15 protein-coding genes are annotated in these 26,621 nt (G+C 70.7%); 7 read left to right on the forward strand and 8 right to left on the reverse strand.

The window, feature by feature from the left end; translation table 11 throughout:
* Nucleotides 1-237: 237 nt before the first annotated feature.
* Nucleotides 238-8,040 (forward strand): DUF7933 domain-containing protein, encoded by a 7,803-nt coding sequence (locus E6O51_RS12880; protein ID WP_136385398.1) that lies wholly within the window; start codon nt 238-240, stop codon nt 8,038-8,040.
* Nucleotides 8,037-12,206: an OmpA family protein gene (locus tag E6O51_RS12885; RefSeq protein ID WP_211091398.1), complete on the forward strand. Its 4,170-nt coding sequence runs from the start codon at nt 8,037-8,039 to the stop codon at nt 12,204-12,206. Before E6O51_RS12880 ends, E6O51_RS12885 begins: the two co-directional genes overlap by 4 nt.
* 24 nt (nt 12,207-12,230) lie before the next feature.
* Here the strand turns inward: E6O51_RS12885 and E6O51_RS12890 are convergent, their stop codons facing one another.
* From E6O51_RS12890 to E6O51_RS12920, 7 genes are all read right to left on the reverse strand, one after another.
* Complete coding sequence (locus E6O51_RS12890; protein WP_136385399.1) at nt 12,231-13,415, reverse strand: phosphoglycerate kinase; 1,185 nt, start codon at nt 13,413-13,415, stop codon at nt 12,231-12,233.
* A 22-nt stretch (nt 13,416-13,437) separates the two neighbouring features.
* The gene (locus E6O51_RS12895) at nt 13,438-14,481 is read right to left on the reverse strand and encodes a type I glyceraldehyde-3-phosphate dehydrogenase (RefSeq protein WP_136385400.1); all 1,044 of its coding nucleotides are present in this window, start codon (nt 14,479-14,481) and stop codon (nt 13,438-13,440) included.
* A gap of 68 nt (nt 14,482-14,549) precedes the next feature.
* Nucleotides 14,550-15,566: a type I glyceraldehyde-3-phosphate dehydrogenase gene (gene gap / locus E6O51_RS12900; RefSeq protein ID WP_136385401.1), complete on the reverse strand. Its 1,017-nt coding sequence runs from the start codon at nt 15,564-15,566 to the stop codon at nt 14,550-14,552.
* Nucleotides 15,567-15,640: 74 nt separating this feature from the next.
* Nucleotides 15,641-17,674 (reverse strand): transketolase, encoded by a 2,034-nt coding sequence (gene tkt / locus E6O51_RS12905; RefSeq protein WP_136385402.1) that lies wholly within the window; start codon nt 17,672-17,674, stop codon nt 15,641-15,643.
* A gap of 177 nt (nt 17,675-17,851) precedes the next feature.
* On the reverse strand, nt 17,852-18,727 hold the full coding sequence (locus E6O51_RS12910) for a phosphoribulokinase (protein WP_136385403.1): 876 nt from the start codon (nt 18,725-18,727) through the stop codon (nt 17,852-17,854).
* Between the two features lie 16 nt (nt 18,728-18,743).
* Nucleotides 18,744-19,022 carry a hypothetical protein gene (locus E6O51_RS12915; protein WP_136385404.1) on the reverse strand — a complete coding sequence of 93 codons (279 nt, stop codon included), beginning with the start codon at nt 19,020-19,022 and terminating at the stop codon, nt 18,744-18,746.
* 44 nt (nt 19,023-19,066) lie between these two features.
* The gene (locus tag E6O51_RS12920; protein WP_136385405.1) at nt 19,067-19,876 is read right to left on the reverse strand and encodes an inositol monophosphatase family protein; all 810 of its coding nucleotides are present in this window, start codon (nt 19,874-19,876) and stop codon (nt 19,067-19,069) included.
* 133 nt (nt 19,877-20,009) lie between these two features.
* On the opposite strand from E6O51_RS12920, the gene E6O51_RS12925 reads away from it, so the two are divergent.
* The 5 genes from E6O51_RS12925 (at nt 20,010) to E6O51_RS12945 (ending at nt 25,821) form a co-directional block, all read left to right on the forward strand.
* On the forward strand, nt 20,010-20,738 hold the full coding sequence (locus tag E6O51_RS12925) for a 16S rRNA (uracil(1498)-N(3))-methyltransferase (RefSeq protein ID WP_136385406.1): 729 nt from the start codon (nt 20,010-20,012) through the stop codon (nt 20,736-20,738).
* A gap of 84 nt (nt 20,739-20,822) precedes the next feature.
* On the forward strand, nt 20,823-22,307 hold the full coding sequence (gene pap, locus E6O51_RS12930; RefSeq protein WP_136385407.1) for a polyphosphate:AMP phosphotransferase: 1,485 nt from the start codon (nt 20,823-20,825) through the stop codon (nt 22,305-22,307).
* A 70-nt stretch (nt 22,308-22,377) separates the two neighbouring features.
* On the forward strand, nt 22,378-23,748 hold the full coding sequence (argA, locus tag E6O51_RS12935) for an amino-acid N-acetyltransferase (RefSeq protein WP_136385408.1): 1,371 nt from the start codon (nt 22,378-22,380) through the stop codon (nt 23,746-23,748).
* Between the two features lie 31 nt (nt 23,749-23,779).
* Nucleotides 23,780-25,546 (forward strand): sensor domain-containing diguanylate cyclase, encoded by a 1,767-nt coding sequence (locus E6O51_RS12940; RefSeq protein ID WP_230976786.1) that lies wholly within the window; start codon nt 23,780-23,782, stop codon nt 25,544-25,546.
* Between the two features lie 2 nt (nt 25,547-25,548).
* Entirely contained in the window at nt 25,549-25,821 is a 273-nt protein-coding gene (locus E6O51_RS12945) for an oxidative damage protection protein (protein WP_136385409.1), read from the forward strand.
* An 81-nt stretch (nt 25,822-25,902) separates the two neighbouring features.
* Here the strand turns inward: E6O51_RS12945 and phoU are convergent, their stop codons facing one another.
* Nucleotides 25,903-26,616 (reverse strand): phosphate signaling complex protein PhoU, encoded by a 714-nt coding sequence (gene phoU / locus E6O51_RS12950; RefSeq protein ID WP_136385466.1) that lies wholly within the window; start codon nt 26,614-26,616, stop codon nt 25,903-25,905.
* Between the last annotated feature and the right edge of the window lie 5 nt (nt 26,617-26,621).

The raw sequence follows: 26,621 nt of genomic DNA on the forward strand, positions 1-26,621 counted from the left end.
CCGTCCGCCCGCCCGGCCGCCGTGGTCGCCGCCGGCCTGCGGGGCCGTCTTCCGCACAATGACAAACGGGTCGTTCGACTGTGTGAGAACTGAGAAAATCGCGTGATGATACGTGACTGAAGCCTGATTCCATCCTCCCTAGACTTCGCGCCGGACATGGGCTGGCGCCGTCGTGCGCCGGGCCGCTTTCGATGAATCCAGGCGCCGGCTCCGGCGCCGCAGGCGGGGCGTCAGGTCATGAAGGAAGGAACCGAAGGCATCGGGCGGCGGCACGCAGCCGGCCCCGTGGCGGGCTGGCTGCACGGGGCGATCGCAGCCGCGGCGCTGCTGGGCGCGGCGCCGGTTGCCCATGGGGCGCTGGGGGCTTCGGTCACGCTGCAGACGGGGCAGCCGACCCAGATCCATCCGGGCGAGACCACCGTCCTGCAGATCACCCTGTCGAACAACAACACCCTGGCCCCGGTCACCGCCGTCGCGTTTTCCAACGCCCTGCCCGGCACGCTGCCGAACGGGCTGCGGATCGCGGGGGCGGCCACCTACACCTGCCACGACCCGGCGGCGGGCAGCACGACGGCGGGCAGCGGCACCCTGACCGCGGCGCCGGGCACGCAGGCGATCGCCCTGAGCGGTGGCGTCATCCCGGCGCGCCACGACGGCAGCAGCACCGACGGCACGTGCACGATCCTGATCCCGGTGACCGCCGGCACCAGCAGCGGCTCCGCCGCCTACTACGACTACGGCATCGGCAGCGGCGCGGTGACCGGCAACGATGGCGCGGCGGTGGCCAACAGCGGGGCGGTCACGCAGACGGTCAACGTGCGCGCGCTGGCCCAGCCGACCATCCAGAAGTCGTTCGGCAGCTCCACCGTGGTGCTCGGCGGCGCGGCGAGCCGGTTGACGATCACGGTGGGCAATTCCAACCCGGTGGCGCTGCCCGGCTTCCAGATCAGCGACGCCTTCCCGGCGCTGGGCGGCGGCGGGGCGATCATCGAGGTGGCCGATCCGCCCAATCTGGCCGCGAGCTGCACCAGCGGCGGCGCGCCCGTGGTCACCCAGGGCGGCACGGCGGGCGACACCGCGGTGGAAGCGGGCGGGACCGTGCCGGCCAACGGCCAATGCACGATCGCCGTGGACGTGGTCGCCCGCCACAGCAACGGCGCCTATACGACCGGCGCGCGCACCAACCGCATCAGCGCCACGGACGACTTCGACAACGAACTGGGCATCCGCGCCCAGGCCGACGCCACCGCCCCCATCACCGCACGTTCACCGCTGCGGGTGACCAAGAGCGTCAATGCCGGCGCCCTGGCCAGCGGGGAGGCCGGCTACTTCACCATCACGCTGCACAACGACAGCAGCAACGCCCTGCCGATCACCAGCTTCACCGACAGCCCGATCGACAGCGTGAGCGGCGGCGGCTACGGCCTCGCGGTGACCGGCCAGTCCACCAACTGCGGCGGCTCGCTCGCCGCCACCGCCGGCGACGAGGGCGTGCAGCTCACCGGCGGCTCGATTCCCGCCAACGGCTCGTGCTGGGTGCGCATCGATTTCACCGGCACGGTGCAGTCGCCCAACACGCCGCGCGAGTACACCAATGCCCTCGATGCCGGCGACGTGCTCGTCGGCACGCCGGGCGTGGTCAGCCAGGGCGCGTCGGCCTCGGTCACCGTCTATCAGAACCTCGACGTCCTCAAGTCGGTGTCGCCGGCCTATGCGGCGCCGGGCAACCCGGTGCGCTACTCGGTCACGGCGCGCAACTGGTCGGCGGCGCCGATCAGCGACCTGGTCGTCACCGACGCGCTCGCCAACGGCCAGACCTTCCTGACCGGCACCATAGGCGCCAACGACTACACGCCGACGCTGTCGGGCAGCGGCTGCTCCGGCCTGTCGGTCACCGGCGCCACCGGCGACGGCACGCCGGTGTTCGCCATCGGCACGGTGCCGGCGCGCGCTTCGCCCAACAACCCCGGCAGTTGCACGGTCAGCTTCTGGGCGATGACCGCCGCCGGGGCGGCGGACGGCTCCGGCTACGGCAACCAGTTGCCGGCCGGCGCGGTGTGCCACAGCGGCGGCACGGTGTGCAACGGCGGCGCCTCCAACAACGCCACCGGCGCCATCGACGACGAAGTGCTCGCCATCGCCAAGGCCTTCGAGGTGGCTTCCCGCCCCGAAGGCCAGGTCACGCGCATGACGCTGACCCTGAGCAACCGTTCGGCCAACCCGCTGACCAGCCTGGCCTTGAGCGACACCCTGCCGCTCTCCGGCAGCAACCAGTTGCAGATCGCCACCCCGGCCAACGCCGCCACCACCTGCGGCGCCGCCACCATCACCGCCGTGTCCGGCTCCACCTCCCTGGGCGTGAACGGGGGCAGCGTGCCGGCGCGCGCCGGCGGCGGCACCGGCGCGCCGGGCAGTTGCATGGTGCAAGTGGACGTGGTCGGCGCCGCCGGCGTGTACGACAACACCGCCACCGCCACGGCCACCGAGACGCGCGCGGACGGCACCACCCACGTGGTGAGCGCCACCTCGAACACCGCGCGCCTCACCTACACCTCGTCCCTGTCGGGCAGCAAGAGCTTCCTGCCCGCCGCGGTGGCCTCCGGCGGACGGTCCACGGTGCGCATCCGCCTGGACAACTCCGGCGACGGCGTGCTGACCGGGGTGGGCATCACCGACCCGCTGCCCGCCGGCATGACCGTGGCCGACCCGCCCAACGCCTACACCACCTGCGCGGGCCCGGCCGCGGTGAACGCGGCGGCCGGGGCCTCCACGGTCGAACTGAGCGGGGCGGCCATCGCCGGCGGCGGCAGTTGCGACCTGGTGTTCGACGTGCGCGCCAGCGGCTCCTCCAACTGGGTCAACACCATCCCGGTGGGCAACATCCGCGCGGACGGCGGCGTGATCAACCAGATCGCGGTGCAGGGCACGCTGGTCCACCAGGCGCCCACCGGCCTGGCGGTGGCCAAGCTCACCAACCCGAGCACGCTGACCTTCCCCGGCCAGGTGAGCGAACTCACCATCGAACTCAGCAACGGCAGCGAGGCCCTCAGCGGGCTCGCGCTCACCGACTACTTCACCGTCGGCGGCACCGCCGGCGGCACGCCCAACGGCATGGTGATCGCGGCCAACCCCGCGGCCACCACCACCTGCCCCGGCGGCATCGTCACCGCCGCGCCGGGCGCGGCGTCGGTCACCGTGTCGGGCGTGGCGCTGGCCGCGGACGCCTCGTGCGTGGTCAAGGTGAACGTCAGCTCCACCTCGGTGGGCGGCGTCACCAACACCATTCCCGCGGGTGCGGTGGCCACCGACCAGGGCACGACCAATGCCGGCGCGGCCAATACCAGCCTGACCACCCAGAGCAACATCGGCCTGACCAAGCAGTTCACGCCCAAGGTGGTCAAGCCGGGCGAGCGCTCGCGCCTGCGCATCACCTTCTTCAACCCCACCGAGCAGCCGGTCACCAGCCTCGGCGTGATCGACGAACTGCCGGCCGGCGTCACCGTGCCGAGCGGCGCCAGTCCAAGCACGACGTGCACCGGCGCCACGGTGTCGGCGCCCGCCGCCGACCGGGTGCAGGTCGCGGGCGGCAGCCTGGGCGCGGCCGCGGGCGGGGTGGCGGCCTCCTGCCACGCCGAGATCGACGTGCTGGTGGCCGCCCAGGGCAGCTATGTGAACACCATTCCGGCGGGTGCGATCACCGCCGTGGTGGGAGGCGTCAACGCGACCAACTCCCAGCCCGCCACCGACACCCTGCTCGCCAAGTCGCCCCTGCGCGTCACCAAGGCCTTCGGCGGCCTGACCCTCGACGCCGGCAACCCGGACGGCTTCACCACCGGCACCCTGACCCGCGCGCCGGGCGCCGCCGCCGTGCTCACCGTGCGCCTGAGCAACCCCAACGCGGCGCCGCTGACCGGCGCGGGCTTCGTGGACGCGCTGCCGGAAGGCGTGGTGGTGGCCACGCCGCCCAACGCCGGGTCCACCTGCGCCGGCGCCACCGTGAGCGCCGTGCCCGCCGGCACCGCCGTGCAGTTGTCGGGCGCGACCATTCCGGCCGGCGGTTCCTGCGACCTCACCGTGGATGTGCTCAGCAACCTCTCCGGTAGCCACGTGAACGCCATTCCCGCCGGCGCCGTCGTCACCACCGAGGGCGTGGGCAACGAGGAAGCGACCCGGGCCGAACTGGTGGTGTCCACGCCGCCCACGGTCGCCAAGCAGTTCGAGCCGGCGGTGATCCCGCCCAACGGCATCTCCACGCTGACCATCCACCTGGGCAACGACAACGCCGCTGCGCTCACCCCGACCAGCGCGCTGACCGACAACCTGCCCACCGCACCGGGCGCCGTCGTGGTGGCGGCCGTGCCCAACGTGGACAAGACCTGCCCGGGCGCGGTGACCGCCGCGCCGGGCGCGACTACCGTCACCTATGCGAACGGCGCCGCCATCCCGCCCGGCGGCTGCCGCATCAGCGTGGACGTCACCGCCGCCGTGCCGGGGCAGTACACCAACACCATCCCCGCCGGCGGCCTGCAGACGGACTTCGGCAACAACCCCACGCCGGCCCATGCCGGGCTGGAGGTCAGCACCCTGGGCTACATCTCCGGCCGCGTGTTCCGCGACAACGACGTGGTGCCGGACGGCAGCTTCGATCCGGGCGTGGATGCGCCCATCGCCGGGGCCCTGATCGAACTGCGCAGCGGCCCCGACTGCGCCGGCGCCCTGCTCGGCACCGCGGCCACCGACGGCCTCGGCAACTATCTCTTCAGCGGGCTCGCGGCCGGCACCTACTCGGTGTGCCAGCCGGTCCAGCCCGCCGGCACGGTCAACGGCACCACCACCGCGGGCGGCATCGTCGCCATCGGCGCCAGCGGCGGCACGCCGGGCAGCGCGTCCAACCCCACGGCGGAGAGCAGCCGCGTCGCCGGCATCGTGCTCGGCTCCGACGGCGGCAACGTGAGCGGTTCCACCCACAACGATTTCGCCGAAATCGTTCCCTCGTCCATCTCCGGCACCGTGTTCCTGGACCACAACAACAACGGCGCCATGAACGGCACCGATGCCGGCATCGCCGGCGTGGAGCTGGTGCTCGCCGGCACCGACCACAGCGGCGCGAGCGTCACCCGCAGCGCCACCACCGGGCCGGACGGCCGCTACGTCTTCGACGGCCTGCTGCCCGGCACCTACACCGTGACCCAGCCCGCGCAGCCGGCCGATACCGCCAACGGCATCACCACCGCGGGCGCGGTGGGCAACGGCGGCGGCAGCGGCACGGCCACGCCGGTCACCACGCTGCCGAGCGGGATCGCCGGCATCGTGCTGCCGCCGAACACCGTGGCGGCGAACAACGATTTCGCCGAGATCCCCCATGGCGGGCGCATCGAAGGCCGCGTGTTCCTCGACTACGACGACGACGGCGTGCTCGACGCGCCCCCCGACCACGGCATCGGCGGCGTGGTGCTCGAACTGACCGGCACCGACGTCAACGGCAACCCGGTGAGCCGCACGGCAACGACCGCGGCGGACGGCAGCTACGCCTTCACCGGCCTGCCGCTGGGCACCTACACCGTCACCCAGCCGGCCCAGCCGGCGGGCACCAGCAACGGCACGACCAGCGCGGGCAGCGGCGGCGGCACGGCTTCCAACCCCACCGCCACCTCCAGCCGCATCGCCGGCATCGTGCTCGACGCGGCCAATCCGATCGCCGCCGACAACGACTTCGGCGAGCGTCCGGACGACGCGCCCGACCTCACCATCGCCAAGACCCACAGCCCGGCCAGTTTCGCCGCGGGCGGCAGCACCGGCTTCTACACCCTGACGGTGGGCAACATCAGCCCCACCTCGCCCACCAGCGGCACCATCACCGTGGCGGACGTGCTGCCGGCCGGCATCGTGCCGCGGGCCGCGTTCGGCAGCGGCTGGTCGTGCGCGGTCGCCGGGCAGAGCGTCACCTGCGCTACCGACGCGGTCGTGGCCGGCGGCGCCAGCGCCCCGCCGATCACGCTGCAGGTGGACGTGGACGCCGGGCTGGCGGGGCAGATCCTGATCAACACCGCCACGGTGAGCGGCGGCAGCGAACCGCCCGGCTTCGAGGGCAACAACAGCGCCGAGGACCCCACCCCGGTCAGCGCCGCCGCCACGGTATCGGGCCACGTCTGGCGCGACCTCGACGGCGACCGCATCCGCAACGGCGAACCCGGCGTGCCGGGCTGGCGGGTCGAACTGCTGTACGGCGACACCCTGGTCGCCACGGCCGAGACGGACGCCGCCGGGGCCTATTCCATCACCGGCATCGCGCCGGGGCCGGGCTACCGCATCCGCTTCGTCGAACCGACCACCGGCCAGGTGTTCGGCAGCGCCGTGCCCAACGAGCAGGGCATCGTGCCGGCGCTCGGCGTGCGCGACGACCCGGCCCAGCCGGTCAGCGGCAACGCCGGCAACCCCGCCGGCGCGGTGACCGGCGACGGCACCCTGGCCGACCTCGTCTTCTACGCCGGCGACAACATCGTCGAGCAGAGCCTGCCGCTGGACCCGGCCGGCGTGGTCTACGACGCCGTGACCCGCCAGCCGGTCGCCGGGGCGGTGGTGACGATCAGCGGGCCGGCGGGCTTCGATCCGGCGCTGCACCTGGTCGGCGGCAGCGCCAGCGTGACCACCGGCGCCGACGGCCTGTACCAGTTCCTGCTGCGCCCCGGCGCGCCCAGCGGCACCTACGGCCTGGAGGTGACCACCTATCCGGCGGGCTACGTGCCGCAGCCCTCCACCATCATCCCCGCGTGCACCGGCACGCTGAACGTCGGCGCCGTGCCGGCGCCGGCCGCGGTGCAGGCGGGCGCGGACGCGCCGGGGGCCGGCGCGGCCCTGCACGACCCCGCGGCCTGCCCGGCGAGCAGCGCCGCGCTGGCGCCGGCCAACCAGGGCAGCACGCAGTACTACCTCGCCCTCGAGATCACGGTGGGCAGTTCGGCGGACGTGGTGAACAACCACATCCCCATCGACCCCATCCTCGGCGGCGCCATCCGCATCACCAAGACCTCGCCCCTGGTCAATGTGAACAAGGGCGGCCTGGTGCCCTACACCATCACCGCCACCAACACCCTGGCGGCCGCCCTCACCAGCATCGACGTGGTGGACCAGCTCCCGCCCGGCTTCAAGTACCGCAGCGGCAGCGCGAGCGTGCGCCACGGCGGCAGCACGGTCTTCGTGGCGGCCGAGCCGGCCGCCGCCGGCCGCACGCTGAACTGGAGCGGGCAGAACTTCGCGGCCGGGGAGAGCAAGACCTGGCGTCTGGTGCTGGTGGTCGGCGCCGGGGTCGGCGAGGGCGAGTACACCAACCTCGCCTGGGCCATGAACGCGCTGGCCGGCGCCCGGGTGTCGAACGTGGGCTCGGCGGTGGTGAGGGTGATTCCCGATCCGCTGTTCGACTGCTCGGAAATCATCGGCAAGGTGTTCGACGACCGCAACGCCAACGGCTACCAGGACCCGGGCGAGCCGGGCATTCCCAACGTGCGCGTGGTCACCGCCCGCGGCCTGCTCGTCACCGCCGACGCGGAAGGGCGCTTCCACGTGGCCTGCGCCGACATCCCGCAGATGGACCGGGGCAGCAACTTCGTCATGAAGCTCGACGAACGCACGCTGCCCAGCGGCTACCGGGTGACCACCGAGAACCCGCGCGACGTCCGCACCACGCGCGGGAAGATGGTCAAGCTCAACTTCGGCGCCACGGTGCACAAGGTGTTCCGCATCGAAGTGGACGCCCGCGCCTTCGACGGCGACCGGCTCGCCCCCGCCTGGGAGGCGCGCCTGCGCGAACTGCTGCCGCAACTGGCCGAACGCCCCGCGGTGGCCCGGTTGGCCTATCGCAGCGCCGGCAAGGCGGACGACGGGGAGGCCGCCCGCAGGCTGGACGCCCTGGGCCGGCAACTGCGGGATATCTACCGCAACGCCGGCACGGAAGACGCGCCACCACCGGGAGAGCGGCCGCCCCTCATCGTGGAAACCGAAATCATCGGCGTCGCCGCGGGCGCGCAAGGAGAGCAGCAATGAGCGCCCAGGCCCACGTCCGACGTCCGGCCATGCAGCGCCGCCTGTCGTGGATCGCCACGCTCGCCGCCCTCGGCAGCCTGTTCCCGCACGGCGGCTGGGCCGCCGGGGACGAGCAGGCGGGCAAGCGCATCGACAACGCCCGCATCGAGCGCCAGGGCATCCCAGCGCCGGGCGAATACCAGGCCGCCGACTGGCCCCTGCCTTCCGGCGTGAGCCGCGACGAACTGGCCGCCATGCGCGCCGCGGCCGTCCCCGAGACGCCCGCCCAGCTCGAACGCACCCTCAGCGACGCCCACGGCAACGTGCATTTCGAATCGGGATACGCGGAACTGACGGACGCGGCCAGGCACACCCTGGACGCCATCGCGGCGGAACTGCGCGGCAAGTCCGGCATCCGCCTGGCGGTGCAGGGGCATACCGACAGCCAGCGCCTGTCGGCGCGTGCCCGCGAACGCTACCCGGACAACCAGGCCCTCTCCGAAGCCCGCGCGCTGGCGGTGGCGCAATACCTGCGCACGGCCCTGGGGCTGGACGCGGGCGTGGTCAGCATCGCCGGCCACGGACCCAGCCGGCCCGTGGCCGACAACGGCAGCCCGCAGGGCATGGCGCGCAACCGGCGGGTGGAACTGCGCGCCTGGTACCGGGAACAGGCCGTGGTGCCGCAGCCCGTGGACGGCGAAGCCTGCGCCGCGGCGGGGGAAGCGGACCTGCCCTTCCGCGTGACCGTGGACGGCGAGCCGCTGGGCGAGGCTGCGCCGGTCAACGAGGCCGACCGCCAGCGCTGCGCCGACGTGGCGCTGGAGAAGGCGGACATCCAGGTCAAGTACGACGACCTGGCCACCCGCGCCGCGCTCAACGTGTGGGCGGCCGAGGACGTCGGCCTGCGCGGGCAGACCGTGCATTTCCACGGCTACACCAACTACGCGGCGTGGATCGCCAGGGCCGAGGTGCGCCTGTTCCGCGCCGGCGATCCGGCCGACGGCCATCCGCTGGCGGTGCTGCCTCTCGACTGGTCCGCGCCCGGCGCGTGGACCGTGCCCGAGGCGGCGCCCCAGACCGGCGCCTTCCCGCCGGGCGACCTGCGCAACGGTGACTACCAGTACGTACTGCGCGTGTATGACGCCGGCGGGCGCTACGACGAGACGGCGGTCAAGACCCTGTCCGTGAGCACCCGCCCGCGGCCGCTGGCCGACGGCGACACGGCGCAGCGCGAGGCCCTCACCGGCTGGGGCGAGAACGCCCTGGCCCTGCGCAACATCCCGGTGCGGGGCGGCACCATCACCGTCAGCGGACGAAACCTGCCCGCGGGCCACGGGGTGCACGCCCTCGGCATGCAGGTGCCGGTGGACGGCGCGGGGCGCTTCGTGATCCGCCAGATCCTGCCGGCCGGGCCCCATGCCGTGGAGATCGCGGTGAGCGACCCGGACGGGCGGGTGGCGCGCTACCGGCGCAACGTCTCGATCCCGGACCAGGACTGGTTCTACATCGCCCTGGCCGACATCACCGTGGGGCGCAATTCGGTCAGCCGCCGCGAGCATGCCGAACTGGTCACCGGCGACACCGACCACTACCGCAACGAGACCTGGGTGGACGGCCGCGGCGCCTTCTACCTGAAAGGCAGGATCAAGGGCGAATGGCTGCTCACCGCCGCCGCCGACACCCGCGAACAGCCGCTGGAGGACCTGTTCAGCAACTTCTCCTCCAAGGACCCGCGCTACCTGCTGCGCAACATCGACCCGGACGCCTACTACCCGGTGTACGGCGACGACAGCACCACCGTGGACGACGCGCCCACCCAGGGCAAGTTCTACGTGCGCCTGGAGAAGGGCGACTCCCACGTGATGTGGGGGAACTTCCACACCAGTTGGACGGGCAGCGAGCTGGTGCAGTATTCCCGCGGCCTGTACGGCGCGCGCGGGCGCTACGTGTCCGAGTCGGCCACCGCCTTCGGCGAGCGCCGCGCGGTGGCCGAAGCCTTCGCCGCCGATCCCGGCACGCTGCCGGCGCGGGAGGAATTCCGCGGCACCGGCGGCTCCCTGTACTACCTGCGCCACCAGGACATCACCCAGGGCTCGGAGCGGGTGTGGGTGGAAGTGCGCGACCGGGATTCCGGCCTGGTGCTGGAGCGCCGCTCGCTCACCCCGGGGCTGGACTACGACATCAACTACCTGCAGGGCCGGCTGCTGCTGAGTTCGCCCCTGTCGTCCACGGCGGCGGGCACCAGCCTGGTGAGCAGTTCGGCCCTGTCGGGCCATCCGCTGCACCTGGTGGTGGGCTACGAGTACGTGCCCGGCTTCGAGCGGGTGGACGGCCTGGCCGCGGGCGTGCGCGCCACGTACTGGGCCAACGACCACCTGCGCCTGGGCCTCACCGGCTTCCGCCAGGGCGAGGACGAGGCCCGCCAGACCCTCAAGGGCGCCGACGTGCTGTTCCGCGTGGCGCCGGGCACCACGGTGCATGCGGAGTTCGCGCGCTCCACCGGGGCGCCGGATTCCCTGGTGAGTTCGGTGGATGGCGGCTACGGCTTCGCCCAGAGCGCCACGGCCTCCGGCGCCGCCAACGCGCGGCGCATCGAGGCGCGGGTGCAACTCGGCGAAGTGAGCGAGACGCTGGACGGTGAAGTGGCGGCCTACTGGCAGGACCGGGACGCCGGCTACACCGGGCCGGGGCAGATCGCGGTGGCCGGCGAGGCGGTGACCCAGTACGGCGCGCGGGCGGAAGTGGACGTGAGCGCGCGCGACCGCGTCACCGTGAAGGCCGACGCGCGCGATGGCGACATCCAGGACCGCGACAACGCCGAGGCGGGCTGGCGCCGCCAGCTCGACGAGGAATGGGCGGTGACCGGCGGCGTGCGCCACGACGAGCGGCGCAACACCGCGCCGGGGCTGATCGCCAGCCCCACGCTGGCCCAGGAAGGGCGGCGCACCGACGTGGTGGCGCGGCTCGACTACCAGCCGCGGGGCGAGGACGGCGCCGCCGCGGACTGGTCCGCCTACGGCTACGTGCAGGGCACGGTGGCGCGCAGCGGCGAACGGGACGACAACAACCGCGCCGGCCTCGGCGGCAGCGTGCAGGTCAACGACCGCCTGCGCCTGCGCGCCGAGGCCTCCGGCGGCAGCGGCGGGCCGGGCGGCCTGCTGGGCGGCGAGTACCGCATCAGCGACCGCAGCAACGCCTACCTGAACTACGTCATCGAGACCGAGGACCCCGAGTACGCCTGGCGCGGCCGCCACGGCACCTGGGTGAGCGGGGCGGACTACCGCGTCAGCGAGACCACGCGGGTGTTCGGCGAGAACCGCTACACCCACGGCGCCGGGCCCCAGGGCCTGACCCATGCCTTCGGCGTGGACCTGGCCCCCATCGACCACTGGACCGTGGGCATGAAGTACGAGACCGGCGAGATCAGCGACCCCCTCGGCGGCGACTTCGAGCGCAATGCGGTGGGCTTCTCGGTGGGCTACCGCAAGGACAAGACCCGCTACGCCGGCAGCCTGGAATACCGCCGCGACGAATCGTCCACCGGCACCGGCCGCACCTGGCTGACGCGCAACTCCCTGGGCTACCAGGCCGATCCGTCCTGGCGGCTGATCGGCAAGCTCAACGTCTCGCGCAGCAGCAACAGCGGCGGCAGCTTCTGGGACGGCGACTTCCACGAGATCGTGCTGGGCGCGGCCTACCGGCCCATCGACAACGACCGCTGGAACACGCTGGTCAAGTACACCAACTATCACAACGTGCCTTCGTCCGGGCAGTTGTCCGCCAGCGGGCAGAGCGCCGACTACGCGCAGCGCAGCCAGGTGTTCTCCATCGACACCATCTGGGACGCCCGGCCGTGGCTCTCCCTGGGCGCGAAGTACGGCGTGCGCATCGGCGAACTGAAATTCACCCAGCCGGACAGCGAGTGGTTCAAGAGCCGCGCGGACCTCCTCGTGCTGCGCGCCGACTGGCATTTCGTGCGCGAATGGGATGCGCTGCTGGAGTGGCGCAAGCTGCGCGCCACCGAGGCCGACGATGCGCGCGCGGGCGCCCTGGTGGCGGTCTACCGCCACGTCGGGCAGCACGTGAAGGTGGGCGTGGGCTACAACTTCACGGACTACTCCGACGATCTGACCGACCTGTCCTACGACAGCCGGGGCTGGTTCCTCAACGTGCTGGCGACGTTCTGAAGTGCTGCACTCCGGACGCCGGCCTCAGTCCTGGAAGCGCGCTTCCAGCGCGGCGATGGCGGGCAGGGTCTTGCCTTCGAGGAATTCCAGGAAGGCGCCACCACCGGTGGAGATGTAGCCCACGTCGCCAGCGATGTCGAACTTGGCGATGGCCGCCAGGGTGTCGCCGCCGCCGGCAATCGAAAAGGCTTCCGAGTGGGCGATGGCCGAGGCCATCATCTTGGTGCCGCCGGCGAACTGGGCGTGCTCGAACACGCCCACCGGGCCGTTCCAGACGATGGTGCCGGCGTGGGCGATGAGGTCGGCGAGCTTGGCCGAGGACTTGGGGCCGATGTCCAGGATGCGGTCGTGGGGGCTCACGTCGTCCACCGGGATGCGGTTGGCGCGCGCCAGCGCGGAGACCTCGTCGGCCACCACCACGTCCACCGGCAGCGGCACTTCGGCGCCGCGGGACTTCATGATGTCCATGACCTGCTGGGCCTCGCGCACCATTTCCGGCTCGGCCAGCGATTCACCGATGCGCTTGCCGGCGGCGAGCAGGAAGGTGTTGGCGATGCCGCCGCCGACGATGAGCTGGTCCACCTTCTCGGCCAGGGTCTTGAGGATGGTGAGCTTGGTGGACACCTTGGCGCCGCCGACGATGGCCACCAGCGGGCGCGCCGGCTGGTACAGGGCCTTGGTGAGCGCGTCGATCTCGGCGCCCATCAGCATGCCGGCACAGGCCACCGGGGCGAAGCGGGCGATGCCGTGGGTGGTGGCCTCGGCCCGGTGGGCGGTGCCGAAGGCGTCATTGACGTAGACGTCGCACAGGGCGGCCATCTTCTTCGCCAGTTCCTCGTTGTCCTTCTTCTCGCCCTTGTTGCAGCGGCAGTTCTCCAGCAGCACGACCTCGCCCGGCTTGATCTCGAAGCCGCCGTCCACCCAGTCGGCGATCAGGCGCACCGGCGTCTTCAGCAACTGGCCGAGACGCACGGCGACCGGTGCCAGGGTGTCGTCCGGGCCGACCACGCCTTCGGTGGGGCGGCCCAGGTGGGAGGTCACCATGACCGCGGCGCCCTGGTCCAGACAGTACTGGATGGACGGGATGGAGGCGCGGATGCGGGTGTCCTCGGTGATGTTGCCGGCCTCGTCCTGGGGCACGTTGAGGTCGGCGCGGATGAACACCTTCTTGCCGCGCACGTCGAGGTCGGTGAGCTTCTTCACTTTCATGAGGGTCTCCAGGGCTTTTCGTTCAGTCGGGTGTCGGTCGGGCGCGGCGGCGCGCCTGCCAGTGGTGCAGGGTGTCCACCATGCGGCTGGCAAAGCCCCATTCGTTGTCGAACCACAGCAGCACGCTCGCGAGCCGCGTACCGCTGGCGCGGGTCTGGCTGGTGTCGACGATGGCGGAATGGGGGTCGTGATTGAAGTCGATCGAAGCGTGCGGATCGTCCGACCAGGCGAGCAGGCCGGGGAAGCGGGTCTCGGCCGCCTCCCGCAGCACCCGGTTGACCGCCTCCACGCCGACGTCGCGGCGGGTGGTCAGCGCGATGTCGATGGCCGACACGTTGTGCGTGGGCACGCGCACGGCCTTGGCCTCGATGCGCCCGGCGAGCTTGGGCAGCAGGCGCTCGATGCCGCGCGCCAGCCCCGTGGACACCGGGATGATGGACTGCATGGCCGAGCGCGTGCGGCGCAGGTCGGCGTGGTGGTAGCCGTCGATCAGCGGCTGGTCGTTCATGGCCGAGTGCAGCGTGGTGAGCAGCGCGTGCTCCAGGCCGAAGGCCTCGTCCAGCACGGCGAGCACCGGCACCGCGGCGTTGGTGGTGCAGGAGGCGTTGGAGACGATGCGCTCGGCGCCGCTCAACGCCTCGTGGTTGACGCCGTACACCACGGTGGCGTCCACGTCCTCGGCGCCGTGGCCGGGGTGGGAGAGCAGCACGCGGGGCGCGCCGGCCTTGAGGAAGCGTTCCAGTTCCAGGCGCCGGCCGTAGCGCCCGGAGCATTCCACCACCACGTCCAGGTTCATGGCCGCCCAGTCCACCGCTTCCGGGCTGTCGGCGTGGGTCACGGTCACGGGTTCGCCGTCGATGACGAGGCCGTCGGCGGTGGTCTCCACCTTGCCGGGGAAACGCCCGTGGGTGGAGTCGAAGCGGGTCAGGTAGGCGATGCTGGCCAGGTCCGCCGGCTCGTTGATCGCCACCACGCGGTAGCGTTCGCGGAAGGGCGACTCATGCAGCGCGCGCAGGAAGCAGCGGCCGATGCGGCCGTAGCCGTTGATCGCGAGGCGCAGGGGCATGGGGGCGGGCGCAGCGGTGGATGGAAAGAGGCGGGCCGCCCGGCGGGCGGCCCGTCGTCAGGGCTGGCTCAGCGCGCCCCGGCCAGCACGCGGGCGGCGTCCAGCATGCGGCAGGAGTAGCCCCACTCGTTGTCGTACCAGGCCAGCACCTTGACCAGGTTGCCGTCCATGACGCGGGTCTGGGTGGCGTCGAACACGGAGGAGTGGGAGTCGTGGTTGAAGTCGCTGGACACCAGCGGGTCCTCGTTCACGGCCAGCACGCCCTTCAGCGCGCCCCTGGCGGCCTCGTGCATCAGGGCGTTGATCTCGTCCCTGGAAGTGGCGCGGCTGGCGGTGAAGGTGAGGTCCACCAGGGACACGTTCATGGTCGGCACGCGCAGCGCGAAGCCGTCGAACTTGCCCTTCAGCGCCGGCAGCACCAGGCCCACGGCCTTGGCCGCGCCGGTCTTGGTGGGGATGATGTTCTGCGCCCCGGCGCGCGCGCGGCGCAGGTCCTTGTGGCGCACGTCCACCAGCACCTGGTCGTTGGTGTAGGCGTGGATGGTGGTCATCAGGCCCTTCTCGATGCCGATGGCGTCCTGCAGCACCTTGGCCACCGGGGCCAGGCAGTTGGTGGTGCACGAGGCGTTGGAGACCACGGTCATGGCCGGGGTGACGATGTCGTGGTTCACACCGTAGACGATGGTGGCATCCACGTCGTCGCCGCCCGGCGCGGAGATCAGCACCTTCTTCGCGCCCTGCTTGAGGTGCACCTCGGCCTTGGCCTTGGTGGTGTAGGCGCCGGTGCATTCCAGCAGCACGTCCACGCCGTGCCTGCCCCAATCGGTCTCCAGCGGGTTCTTGGTGGAGTAGAAGGGGATGCGGTCGCCGCCGACGATCAGGGTGTTGTCGCCCTCGGTCGCCACCTCGGTGCGGAAACGGCCGTGGGTGGTGTCGTACTTGGTCAGGTGGGCGTTGGTGGCGAGATCGCCGGAGGCGTTGACGGCGACGATCTCGAAACGGTCGCGCAGGCCGAGCTCGTAGAGGGCGCGCAGCGTGCAGCGGCCGATGCGGCCGTAACCGTTGATGGCAACCTTGATGGTCATGGGTTTCTCCTCGGTACTAAGAACGGTGCCGCGCCGACCCGGCCTGTCCGGCCGCGCGCCGCGGCTGGGATCGATCAGCGGGCGAGCACCTGGCGCACGGCGCCGGCCACCGCTTCCGCAGTGATGCCGAAATGCTTGAAGAGTTCGCCGGCCGGGGCGGATTCGCCGAAGCGGTCGATGCCGATCACCACGCCCTGGGCGCTGTCCACGGCGCCCACGTACTTGCGCCAGTAGTCGGTGACGCCGGCTTCCACCGCGACGCGCGGCACGCCGGTCGGCAGCACGGCCGCCTTGTAGGCCGCGTCCTGGCGGTCGAAGACGTTGGTGGAAGGCAGGGACACCACGCGTACCGGGATGCCTTCCTCGGCCAGCGCCTTCTGCGCGGCGACGGCCAGGGCCACTTCCGAACCCGTGGCGAGGATCACCGCCTTCGGCTCGCCGCCCGCGGCTTCGGAAAGCACGTAGCCGCCGCGGCGGATGTCGGCCACCTGCTGGGCGCTGCGCGCCTGGAAGGGCAGGTTCTGGCGGGAGAAGCACAGGGAGCTGGGACCGTTCCTGCGCTCGATGGCGTGGGCCCAGGCCACGGCGGATTCCACCGTGTCGCAGGGGCGCCATACGTCCATGCCGGGGATCAGGCGCAGCGTGGCGATCTGCTCCACCGGTTGGTGGGTGGGGCCGTCCTCGCCCAGGCCGATGGAATCGTGGGTGAACACGAAGACCTGGCGCAGCTTCATCAGCGCGGCCATGCGCAGGGCGTTGCGGGCGTACTCGCTGAACATCAGGAAGGTGGCGGTGTAGGGGATCAGCCCGCCGTGCAGGCTGAGGCCGTTGGCGATCGCCGCCATGCCGAATTCACGCACGCCGTAATACACGTAGTTGCCGCCGGTTTCGCGGCTCACGCCTTTGGCGCCCGACCACAGGGTGAGGTTGGAACCGGCCAGGTCCGCCGAACCGCCGATGAGTTCGGGCAGGACGGGCGCATAGGCTTCGATGCTGTTCTGGCTGGCCTTGCGGGTGGCGATGGTCTCGGCCTTGTCGATGACCTTGGCGAGCACGGCCTCCACGTGGGCGTTCCAGTCCGCCGGCAGTTCGCCGGCCATGCGGCGCTCGAATTCGGCGGCCAGTTCCGGGTGGGCGGCGTGGTAGGCGGCAAACCGGGCGTTCCACTCGGCTTCGCCGGCGGCACCCTTGTCGCGGGCGTTCCAGGCGGCGTACACGTCGGCGGGAATCTCGAACGGGGCGTGGTTCCAGCCGATGTGCTCGCGCGTGGCGGCGATCTCGGCCGCGCCCAGCGGGGCGCCGTGCACGTCGTGGCTACCCTGCTTGTTGGGCGAACCCGCGCCGATCACGGTCTTGCAGCAGATCAGCGTGGGCTGGGTGGTGTTGGCCTTCGCCTGTTCGATGGCCGCTTCGATTGCGGCCGGGTCGTGGCCCTGCACGTCGCGGATCACCTGCCAGCCGTAGGCTTCGAAGCGCTTCGGGGTGTCGTCGGTGAACCAGCCGGAGACGTGGCCGTCGATGGAGATGTCGTTGTCGTCGTAGAAGGCGGTGAGCTTGCCCAGCCCCCAGGTGCCGGCCAGCGAGCAGGCTTCGTGGCTGATGCCTTCCATCAGGCAGCCGTCGCCGAGGAAGACCCAGGTGCGGTGGTCGACGACTTCATGGCCGGGACGGTTGAACTCGGCCGCCAGCACCTTCTCCGCCAGCGCCATGCCGACCGCGTTGGTGACACCCTGGCCGAGCGGGCCGGTGGTGGTTTCCACGCCCGGCGCATAGCCGTATTCCGGATGGCCCGGCGTCCTGCTGTGCAACTGGCGGAAGCGCTTGATCTCCTCGATGGGCAGGTCGTAGCCGGTAAGGTGCAGCAACGCGTACAGCAGCATGGAGCCGTGGCCGTTGGAGAGCACGAAGCGGTCGCGGTCCGCCCACCTGGGGTTGGCCGGGTTGTGCTTGAGGTGGCGGCGCCACAGCACCTCGGCGATCTCCGCCATGCCCAGCGGCGCGCCCGGGTGGCCGGAGTTGGCCTGTTGCACCGCATCCATCGCCAGCGCGCGGATGGCGCCGGTGATTTCGTTGAAAACCGGGGGCTTGACGTTTCGGGGGAGCGACATGGTTTCCTCGGAAAGCCGCCGGCAGCGGCTGGAAAAAACGCAAATTATCGCCGAAAAGCAGCCTCTTTTGGTAGCGGCGCCTGCTTTTGCGCTCCCCCGCGGCCTCCCGGCAGGAGCGGGCTTGCCCGCGATGCGGCCTACGAGGAAACCACCGCCGCATCGCGGGCAAGCCCGTTCCTACACCCACTGCCGGCGGCGTTCCATCAGCTTCCAGATGAGGGGGGTGAGGATCAATTGCATGGCCAGGTCGAGCTTGCCGCCGGGGATGACGATGGTGTTGGCGCGGCTCATGAAGGCGCCGTCTATCATCGTGATCAGGTAGGGGAAATCCACCCCGCGCGGGTCCTTGAAGCGGATCACCACCATGGATTCCTCCAGCGTGGGCACGTCCCGGGCGATGAAGGGGTTGGAGGTATCCACCACCGGCGCGCGCTGGAAGTTGATGTGGGTGCGGGAAAACTGGGGCACGATGTAGTGCACGTAGTCGTGCATGCGGCGCAGGATGGTGTCCTGCACGGCTTCCTTGGAATAGCCGCGCAGCTTGGTGTCCCGGTGCAGCTTCTGGATCCACTCCAGGTTGATGGTCGGCACCACGCCGATCAGCAGGTCCACGTGGCGGGCCGCGTCCACGGTGTCGGTCTGCACCGCGCCGTGCAGGCCTTCGTAGAACAGGCAGTCGGTGCCCACCGGCAGGTCTTCCCATTCGGTGAAGGTGCCCATGGGCAGGTTGCGCCGCACCGACTGCTCCTCGTTGTGGACGTACCAGCGCCGGCGCCCGGTGGCCGATTCGCCGTAGGCGCGGAACAGGTGTTCCAGCTCTTCGAACAGGTTGGCTTCCGGGCCGAAGTGGCTGACACCGCGTTCGCCGCGCGCTTCGGCCTCTTCGATGTGGCGCTTCATCTCGTCGCGGGTGTAGCGGTGGAAGCTGTCGCCCTCGACGACGGCCGCGTTGACGTTTTCCCGGTGGAAGATGGCTTCGAAGGTGTGCTTGACCGTGGTGGTGCCGGCTCCGGACGAACCGGTGACGGCGATGATGGGATGCTTCAGCGACATGTTCGTGCTCCCTTCCCTAGCCGGCGGCATCCGGCCGTTCGAGCCGGCGTTCGGTGTAGACGCGTTTCGAGGCGACCACCAGCACGTACACTTCCTCGAAGGACAGTTGCGGATAATTCTCCCTCAGTACGCGGTAGGCCAGATGGTCCAGGGTGGCGTTGCCCCAGCGGTTCTCCCTGGCGAAGAACGGGCCGATCAACTCATAGGCCTGGTCGAAGATCTCCCGCACGTAGTGGTAGCTGCGGCGCTCGCCGGGGGCGGCGCCGGACGCCGGGTCGGTGGCGGGTCGGTCCATGGGGGCAGGCTCGAATGAGGGAGAACCAGCGAATGATAGCGTGCTCAGGAATGGGCATTGAGCCAGGCGCGCCACTCGGCGAAGAGCGCCGGAGTGGCCGCCGCGACGACGCCGCGCTTGACCGCGGGGCCGGCCATCAACGAGCCGCCGTCCAGGGCCGCGGCCTCGCCGCCCGCTTCGGCCAGGATCAGGCGCCCGGCGGCGTAGTCCCACAGCATCTGCCCGCCATGCAGGTAGACGTCGAGCCGGCCGGCGGCGACGAAACACCATTCCAGCGCGCTGGAACCGAAGTTGCGCTGCGAATAGTAGGGCGGCCGCACCGCCAGTTCGTCACCCAGGTGGTGGCTGATGCGCTTGAAGTCCACCCCGGCCACGGCATCCTGGAGCGAGGTTGCGGCCGGGCGCAAGGGCAGGGCCGCGCCGTTGAGGAAGGCGCCGGCGCCCCGCGCGGCGTAGAAGGATTCGTCGGTGACCGGGTTGTACACCACGCCGAAGCGCGGTTCGTGGTCCACCAGGTAGGCGATGGACACGGCGAAGAAGGGAATGCCGTTGGCGAAGTTGGTGGTGCCGTCGATGGGGTCTATGCACCACAGGCCGCGCTTGCCGTCGCTCCACAGGCGTGCCTGCTCCTCGGGCGTCATCTCCTCGCCCAGCACCGGGCCGGGCAGCAGGCTGGGCAGTTCCTCGGTGAAGCGGCGCTGGGATTCCACGTCCGCCTCGGTGAACAGCGAGCCGTCGGACTTGCGGTTGCGGGCGGACTTCAGGTGGCGCGGCAGGATTTCCTCCCGCGCGATGTCGCGTACCAGCGATTCCAGCGCCCGGGCGCGGGCGAGACGGTGTGAGGCGGTCGGCATCTCGGGGTGTCCTGTACCGGGGTTCGGCGCCGCCGGTATGGCGGGCACGGGCGTAAGGCGGGAATGCAGGCAGAATGGGCGGTGAGCCTCATCGAAACCCGCATCGTTATTACGCGTTCCCTATAATAGCACGATGATTTCACGCTTCTTTTTCCCCGAGGCGCTGCCTGCCGGCGGCGAAGTGCGGCTGCCCGAGGCGCTCGCCCACCATGCCGCGCGCGTGCTGCGCCTGCAGGACGGCGATGCGGTGGTCCTGTTCGACGGCCGCGGCGGCGAGGTCCCCGCCCGCCTCGCGGTAAGCGGACGGCAGTGGTCGGCACGGCTGGAAGCCGTCCGGGTGGTGGAGCGCGAATCGCCCCTGGCGGTGGTGCTGGTGCAGGCGCTGGCGAGCGGCGACAAGATGGACTGGATCGTGCAGAAGGCCACCGAACTGGGGGCGGCGGGCGTGGTGCCGGTGACGGCGGCGCGCTCGGTGCTGCGCCTGGCGGGCGAGCGGGCTGAAAAGCGCCTCGCCCACTGGCGCCAGGTGGCGGTGGCGGCCTGCGAGCAGTGCGGGCGCAACCGGCTGCCGGACGTGGAGCCCATCGTTGCGCTCGACGATTATCTGGCCGCCGCGCGCACGGTGCGCAAGCTGGTGCTGGCCCCCGAGGGCGGCCGGCCGCTGCGCGAACTCGCGCCGCCCCGGACCGGTGAGCCGCTGCATCTGCTGATCGGCCCGGAAGGGGGATGGTCCGACGCCGAACTGGCGGCCTGCCTGCGGGCCGGGGCCGAGCCGCTCGGCCTGGGGCCGCGCGTGCTGCGCACCGAAACCGCCGGGCTCGCGGCGCTGGCCGCGCTGCAGGCGCTGTGGGGCGATTTCTGAGCGCCGCACTCGACGGGAAATGAACGAAATCCGGGCCTCGCGGCACTGAGCAGGCATTGAACAGACAACCAGAGGGATGACGGCATGTTCGAATCCGCGGAACTCGGCCACAAGACCGAAAAGGCCGAATACGAGGCAGCGGTGCCGCCGCTGCGCGCGCAACTGCTCGACGCCCAGTTCGATCTGCTGGACCTGAAGCAGTTCGCCGTGGTGGTACTGATCAACGGCGTGGACGGTGCGGGCAAGGGCGAGACGGTCAATCTTCTCAACGAGTGGATGGACCCGCGCCACATCGAGACCTGGGCCTTCGACGCGCCCTCGTCGGAGGAGGCCGAGCGCCCCTTCATGTGGCGCTTCTGGCGGGCCCTGCCGCCCAAGGGCAAGATCGGCGTGCTGTTCGGCAACTGGTACTCGGAACCCATCCATGCGCGCGTGAACAAGATCAGCAAGCGTGCCGAGCTCGACCAGCAGGTGGATGCCATCAACCGCTTCGAGGCCATGCTGGTGCACGAGGGCGTGCTGCTGATCAAGCTGTGGTTCCATCTTTCCAAGGAAGGCCAGAAGGCCCGCCTGAAGGCGCTGGAGAAGAACCCCAATACGCGCTGGCGGGTCACCGAGCGCGACTGGAGGTACGCCAAGCTCTACGACCGCTACCGGGAGACCGCCGAGCACCTGCTGCGCCACACCAGCACCGGCGATGCGCCGTGGCTGATCGTGGACGGCTCCGACGAGCGCTTCCGTTCCCTGCTGGTCGGCCGTACCCTGCTCGATGCGCTGCGCAAGCGCATCGACGCCGTGCAGAAAGGCTGGACGCCGCGCCAGACCGCCGCTCCGCTGCCGCCCGTGGTGGACAACCGGAACCTGCTCAACAGCCTGGTGCTGAAGCAGGACATGGGCAAGAAGGAGTACGGCGAACTGCTGGAGAAGTACCAGGGGCGGCTCGCGCTGCTGCGCCGTTCCGATGCCTTCCGCAAGCACTCGCTGATCCTGGTGTTCGAAGGCGCGGACGCGGCCGGCAAGGGCGGCGCCATCCGGCGCATCACTGCGGCGCTGGACGCGCGCGTGTTCCGCATCGTGCCCATCGCCGCGCCCACCGAAGAAGAGCGCGCCCAGCCCTACCTGTGGCGTTTCTGGCGCCACCTGCCGGGGCAGGGCAAGGTCACCATCTTCGACCGCTCCTGGTACGGCCGGGTGCTGGTGGAGCGGGTGGAGGGCTACTGCTCCGAGGCCGACTGGATGCGCGCCTACGCCGAGATCAACGATTTCGAGGATCAACTGATCGACGCCGGGGCGGTGGTGGTGAAGTTCTGGCTGGCCATCAGCGCCGACGAGCAGCTCGCGCGCTTCAAGGAAAGGGAGGCCGAGCCGCACAAGCGCTTCAAGATCACCGCCGAAGACTGGCGCAACCGGGAAAAGGCCGACCAGTACGCCCAGGCGGTGTGCGACATGGTGGACCGCACGAGCACGGAAAACGCCCCGTGGACGCTGGTCGAAGCCGACAACAAATACTATGCCCGCATCAAGATCCTGCGCACCCTGTGCGAGCGGCTGGAAGAGGCCTTGGGATAGAATGGCGGCAACGTAACCGGAGGCCGCCGCAGGTCGCGCAGCAGCCGTCCCCAACCCCCAGGACACAGCGGTGAACGCGGAACTCCCCCAGCCCCCCGAACCGGCCGCGGCGGCCGACAGCACGGCCGCCGATCCCACCGCGCAGTTCGTCGCCTGGGTGCGCGGCGCGGCGCCCTACATCCACGCCTTCCGCGGCAAGACCTTCGTCATCGCCTTCGGCGGCGAGGTGGCGAGCGGCGATTCCGCCCAGCGCCTGGCCTACGACTGCAACCTGCTCGCGGCGCTGGGCATCCGCCTGGTGCTGGTGCATGGGGCGCGGCCGCAGATCGATGCCGAACTGCTGCGGCGCGGGCTGGAGCCGCGCTTCCACAACGGCCTGCGCGTCACCGACGCGCAGGCGCTCGAATGCGTCAAGGCGGCCATGGCGGTCACCCGCATCGAGGTCGAGGCGCTGCTGTCCCAAGGCCTGCCCAACACGCCCATGGCCGGCAGCTACATGCGCGTGACCGGCGGCAACTTCATCACCGCGCGCCCGGTGGGCGTGGTGGATGGCGTCGATTACCAATACACCGGCGCGGTGCGCAAGATCGTCGCCGACGAGATCAACGCCGACCTGGACCAGCAGAACGTGGTGCTGATCTCGCCGCTGGGCGTCTCCCCGGCGGGAGAGATATTCAACCTGTGCATGGAGGAGGTGGCCGAGACCGTGGCCGTCGCGCTCAAGGCCGAGAAGCTGATCTACCTGTGCGACGCGCCCGGCCTGCTGGATGCCGACGGCAAGCTGATCGACTCGGTGACCGCCGATGAGGCCGAGCGCATGCTGGAAGCGGGCGAAGGGCTCACCGAGGATCTGCACCTCTTCCTGCCCTGCGCGCTGCGTGCGGTGCGCCGCGGCGTGGCGCGCGCCCACCTGATCGACCGCGACAAGGACGGCGGCCTGTTGCTGGAGTTCTTCACCCACGCCGGCGTCGGCACCGTGGTGTCGCGCGCGCCGCTCTTCCGCCTGCGCGAGGCCACCGTGGAGGACGTGGGCGCGCTGGTGGCGCTGATCAGCCCCATGGAGGCCGACGGCACGCTGGTGCGGCGCGGGCGCGAATTGCTGGAGCAGGAGATCGAGCGCTTCACGGTGGTCGAGCACGACGGCGTGCTGGTGGGGTGCGCGGCGCTGTATCCGTTCTCCGAGGACAACGCCGCCGAGCTGGCCTGCCTGGCGGTGACCCCCGAGTACCGCCGCGCCGGCCTGGGCGACCAGTTGCTGCGCCGCATCGAGCGGCGCGCGCGCGCCCAGCGTCTGGAGCGCCTGTTCGTGCTCACCACGCGCACCGCGCACTGGTTCCGCGAGCGGGGTTTCAGCGAGATCGGCCCCGAGGCGCTGCCGCGGCAGAAGCGCGAGCTGTACAACTACCAGCGCCGTTCCAAGGTTTTCGTGAAGAACCTATGAGAACCACCGCCCGCTCGATCCGGAACGCCAGATGCCGCTGGCGGGGAGGGCGCCGGTGAGCGGGCATGCGCGTCTTCTGGCCATGGCCGTGCTCGCCGGCATCGGCGCCGGCGTGGTGGCCGCGATGGCGCTGGCGGTGGACCTGGGGTGGGGGGTCGTGCCCTTCGCCGGCCTGCTCGGCGCCGTGGCGATGTACTGCGGCCTGCAGCGCGGCGGCGAACGGGGCAGCGACGAGCAGCGGCGTCTGGAGAACGGCCTGACGCGGATGGCGGCCTCGGGCGTGTTCACACTGCCCGCCGGTGCGGCGAAGGACGCGGCCGAACCGCTCGCCCGCATCGAGGCCGTGGCCGCCGAGCTGCGCCGGCTACGCGAAGTGGCCGAAGGCGTGCATGGCGTGGAGGCGCTGTTCGGCGCCGGCCTCCGCCTGGAGTGGATCAGCCCCTCCATCGAACGCCTGACCGGACGGCTGCCGGCCGAATGCCTCGCCGCCGGGGATTTCGTCGATTTCCTCGTGCACGACTCCGACCGCCGCTACTGCCAGCGTGCCATGCAGAAGGTGCTGGAGAGCGGGCAGGGCGAGGATTTCGAGATGCGCTTCCTGCACGAGCAGGGCAAGGTGTGCTGGGTCGCCTGCCGCTGGCGCCCGCTGCATCTGGAGGACGGCAGCGTGGCCGGTCTGCGCCTGTCGGCCGAGGACATCCAGGGGCGCAAGGAGGCCGAGTACAAGCTGCTCGAGACGGTCGCCCAGTTGCGCCGCGCGCAGGCGCTGAGCGAGAACTACCTGATGCGCAGCAACGACGAGCGTCTGCGCCTGTCGGCCCTGCTCAACGTGATCCGCCTGGGGACCCTGTTCATGGACCGGGACCACCGCGTGCTCTACTACAACCGCGCCATGCTCGACATCTGGCGCCTGTCTCCCGGCGAGAACCTGATCGGCCTGCGCGACGTGGTGCTCGAAAGCAAGGTGGTCGGCCTGCTCGAATCGCCGGAGGCCTACTTCGACCACATCCGCCAGATCGTGGCCCGCCAGGAGGTCAGCGCGCCGTTCGAGATCCACCTCAAGGACGGGCGGGTGCTGACCGAAGTGTCGGCGGTGGTGGAGGACAGCGGCCACGGGCGGCGCGGCATCGGCCGGGTGTGGATCTACGAGGACGTCACCGAGCAGCGCAGCATCGCGCGCAAGCTGGTGGCCATGGCCGAGCGCGATCCGCTGACCAACCTCTACAACCGGCGGCGTTTCCACGAGGAACTCGAACGCTTGCTGGCCGACGCCGAGCGGCGCCACGTGAAGGTGGGGCTGCTGGCGATCGACCTGGACGGCTTCAAACCCATCAACGACGCCTTCGGCCACCAGGCCGGCGACGAGGTGCTGGTGACGCTGGCGCGCGAGGTGGGCGGCATCATCCGGCGCAACGAGTTGTTCTTCCGCCTCGGCGGCGACGAGTTCGGCGTGCTCGTCCCGGATGCCGACGAGGACGATCTGATCGAACTGGCGCACCGCATCGTCGAGGGCATCGGCGCGCTGCGCTTCGTGTTCGGCGGCCGGCCCGCCGGGCTCACCGCCAGCCTGGGCATCGCCTTCTATCCCGACCATGCGTGCGACGGCGAGGCACTGATCGCCGCGGCCGACGAGGCCATGTACCGCTCCAAGCGGGAAGGGCGCAACCGCTGGAGCGTCGCCGCGGCCGTGCAGGGCGAATCCGCTAGAATGTCGATCCAGGCACCCGGTCCCGCGCCGGATGCGAGCCCCGTCCTGCAGGTCGGGGAGAGCCGCGAACCCCCTACAGGAGAACAGTGAAGATGGCCCGGATGGTCAACTGCATCAAGCTCGGCCGCGAGGCGGAAGGGCTGGAGCTGCCGCCGATTCCCGGAGAGCTCGGCAAGCGCATTTATGAAAGCGTCTCCAAGGAGGCCTGGCAGCAGTGGGTCAAGTACCAGACCATGCTGATCAACGAGAACCGCCTCAACCTGATGGACCCCAGGGCGCGCAAGTACCTGGCCGAGCAGATGGAGAAGCACTTCTTCGGCGGCGGCGCCGACCAGGTCGGCGGCTACGTGCCGCCCGCGGCCTGATACCGGCAACCGGCCGCGCAGAAACGAAAAGGGATGGCACACTGCCATCCCTTTTTCGCATGCGGGCCGCTGGGCCGGCTTTCAGCCGCGCGTCCTTTCCTTGGCGGCTTCCTGCTCGACGGCCGCGGTGCCCGCGTAGCGCACGTCGCGCCCGTGCGCCATGTAGATCACGTACTCGGAGATGTTCACCGCGTGGTCGCCGATGCGCTCGATGGATTTGGCGATGAACAGGGTTTCCAGGCTGTTGGAGATGGTGCGCGGGTCTTCCATCATGTAGGTGATGAGCTGGCGGGTGATCCCTTCGAAGGCGGTGTCCACCTCGTCGTCCTTGTGCGCGATCTCCGGCGCCAGGGTCACGTCGCTGCGGGCGAAACTGTCCAGCGCCTTGCGCAGCATCTCCTGGGCGATCGTGGCCGCGTGGCTCACATCCACCTTGGGCGTATACGGCAGGTCGCCCGAATGCAGGCGGCGTGCAGCCTTGGCGATCTTCTTGGCTTCGTCGCCGATGCGCTCCAGGTCGGTGACCGTCTTCATGGCGCCGATCACCGAGCGCAGGTCGCTGGCGGCCGGCTGGCGCTTGGCGATCAACTGGCTGCAGGCCTCGTCGATCTCGACTTCGAGCAGGTTGATGCGGTGGTCGCCCGCGATGACCTTCTCGATCAGCGCCTTGTCCGCGTTCTTCAGCCCGGTGATGGCGTTGGCCACCTGGCTTTCCACCAGCCCGCCCATCTGCAGTACTCCGCTGCGGATGGCTTCGAGGTCGGCGTCGAACTGCTTGTAGATGTGTTCGGTCATTTTGG

Origin of the sequence: Pseudothauera rhizosphaerae, assembly GCF_004801305.1 — a bacterium.
Classification (GTDB): domain Bacteria; phylum Pseudomonadota; class Gammaproteobacteria; order Burkholderiales; family Rhodocyclaceae; genus Pseudothauera; species Pseudothauera rhizosphaerae.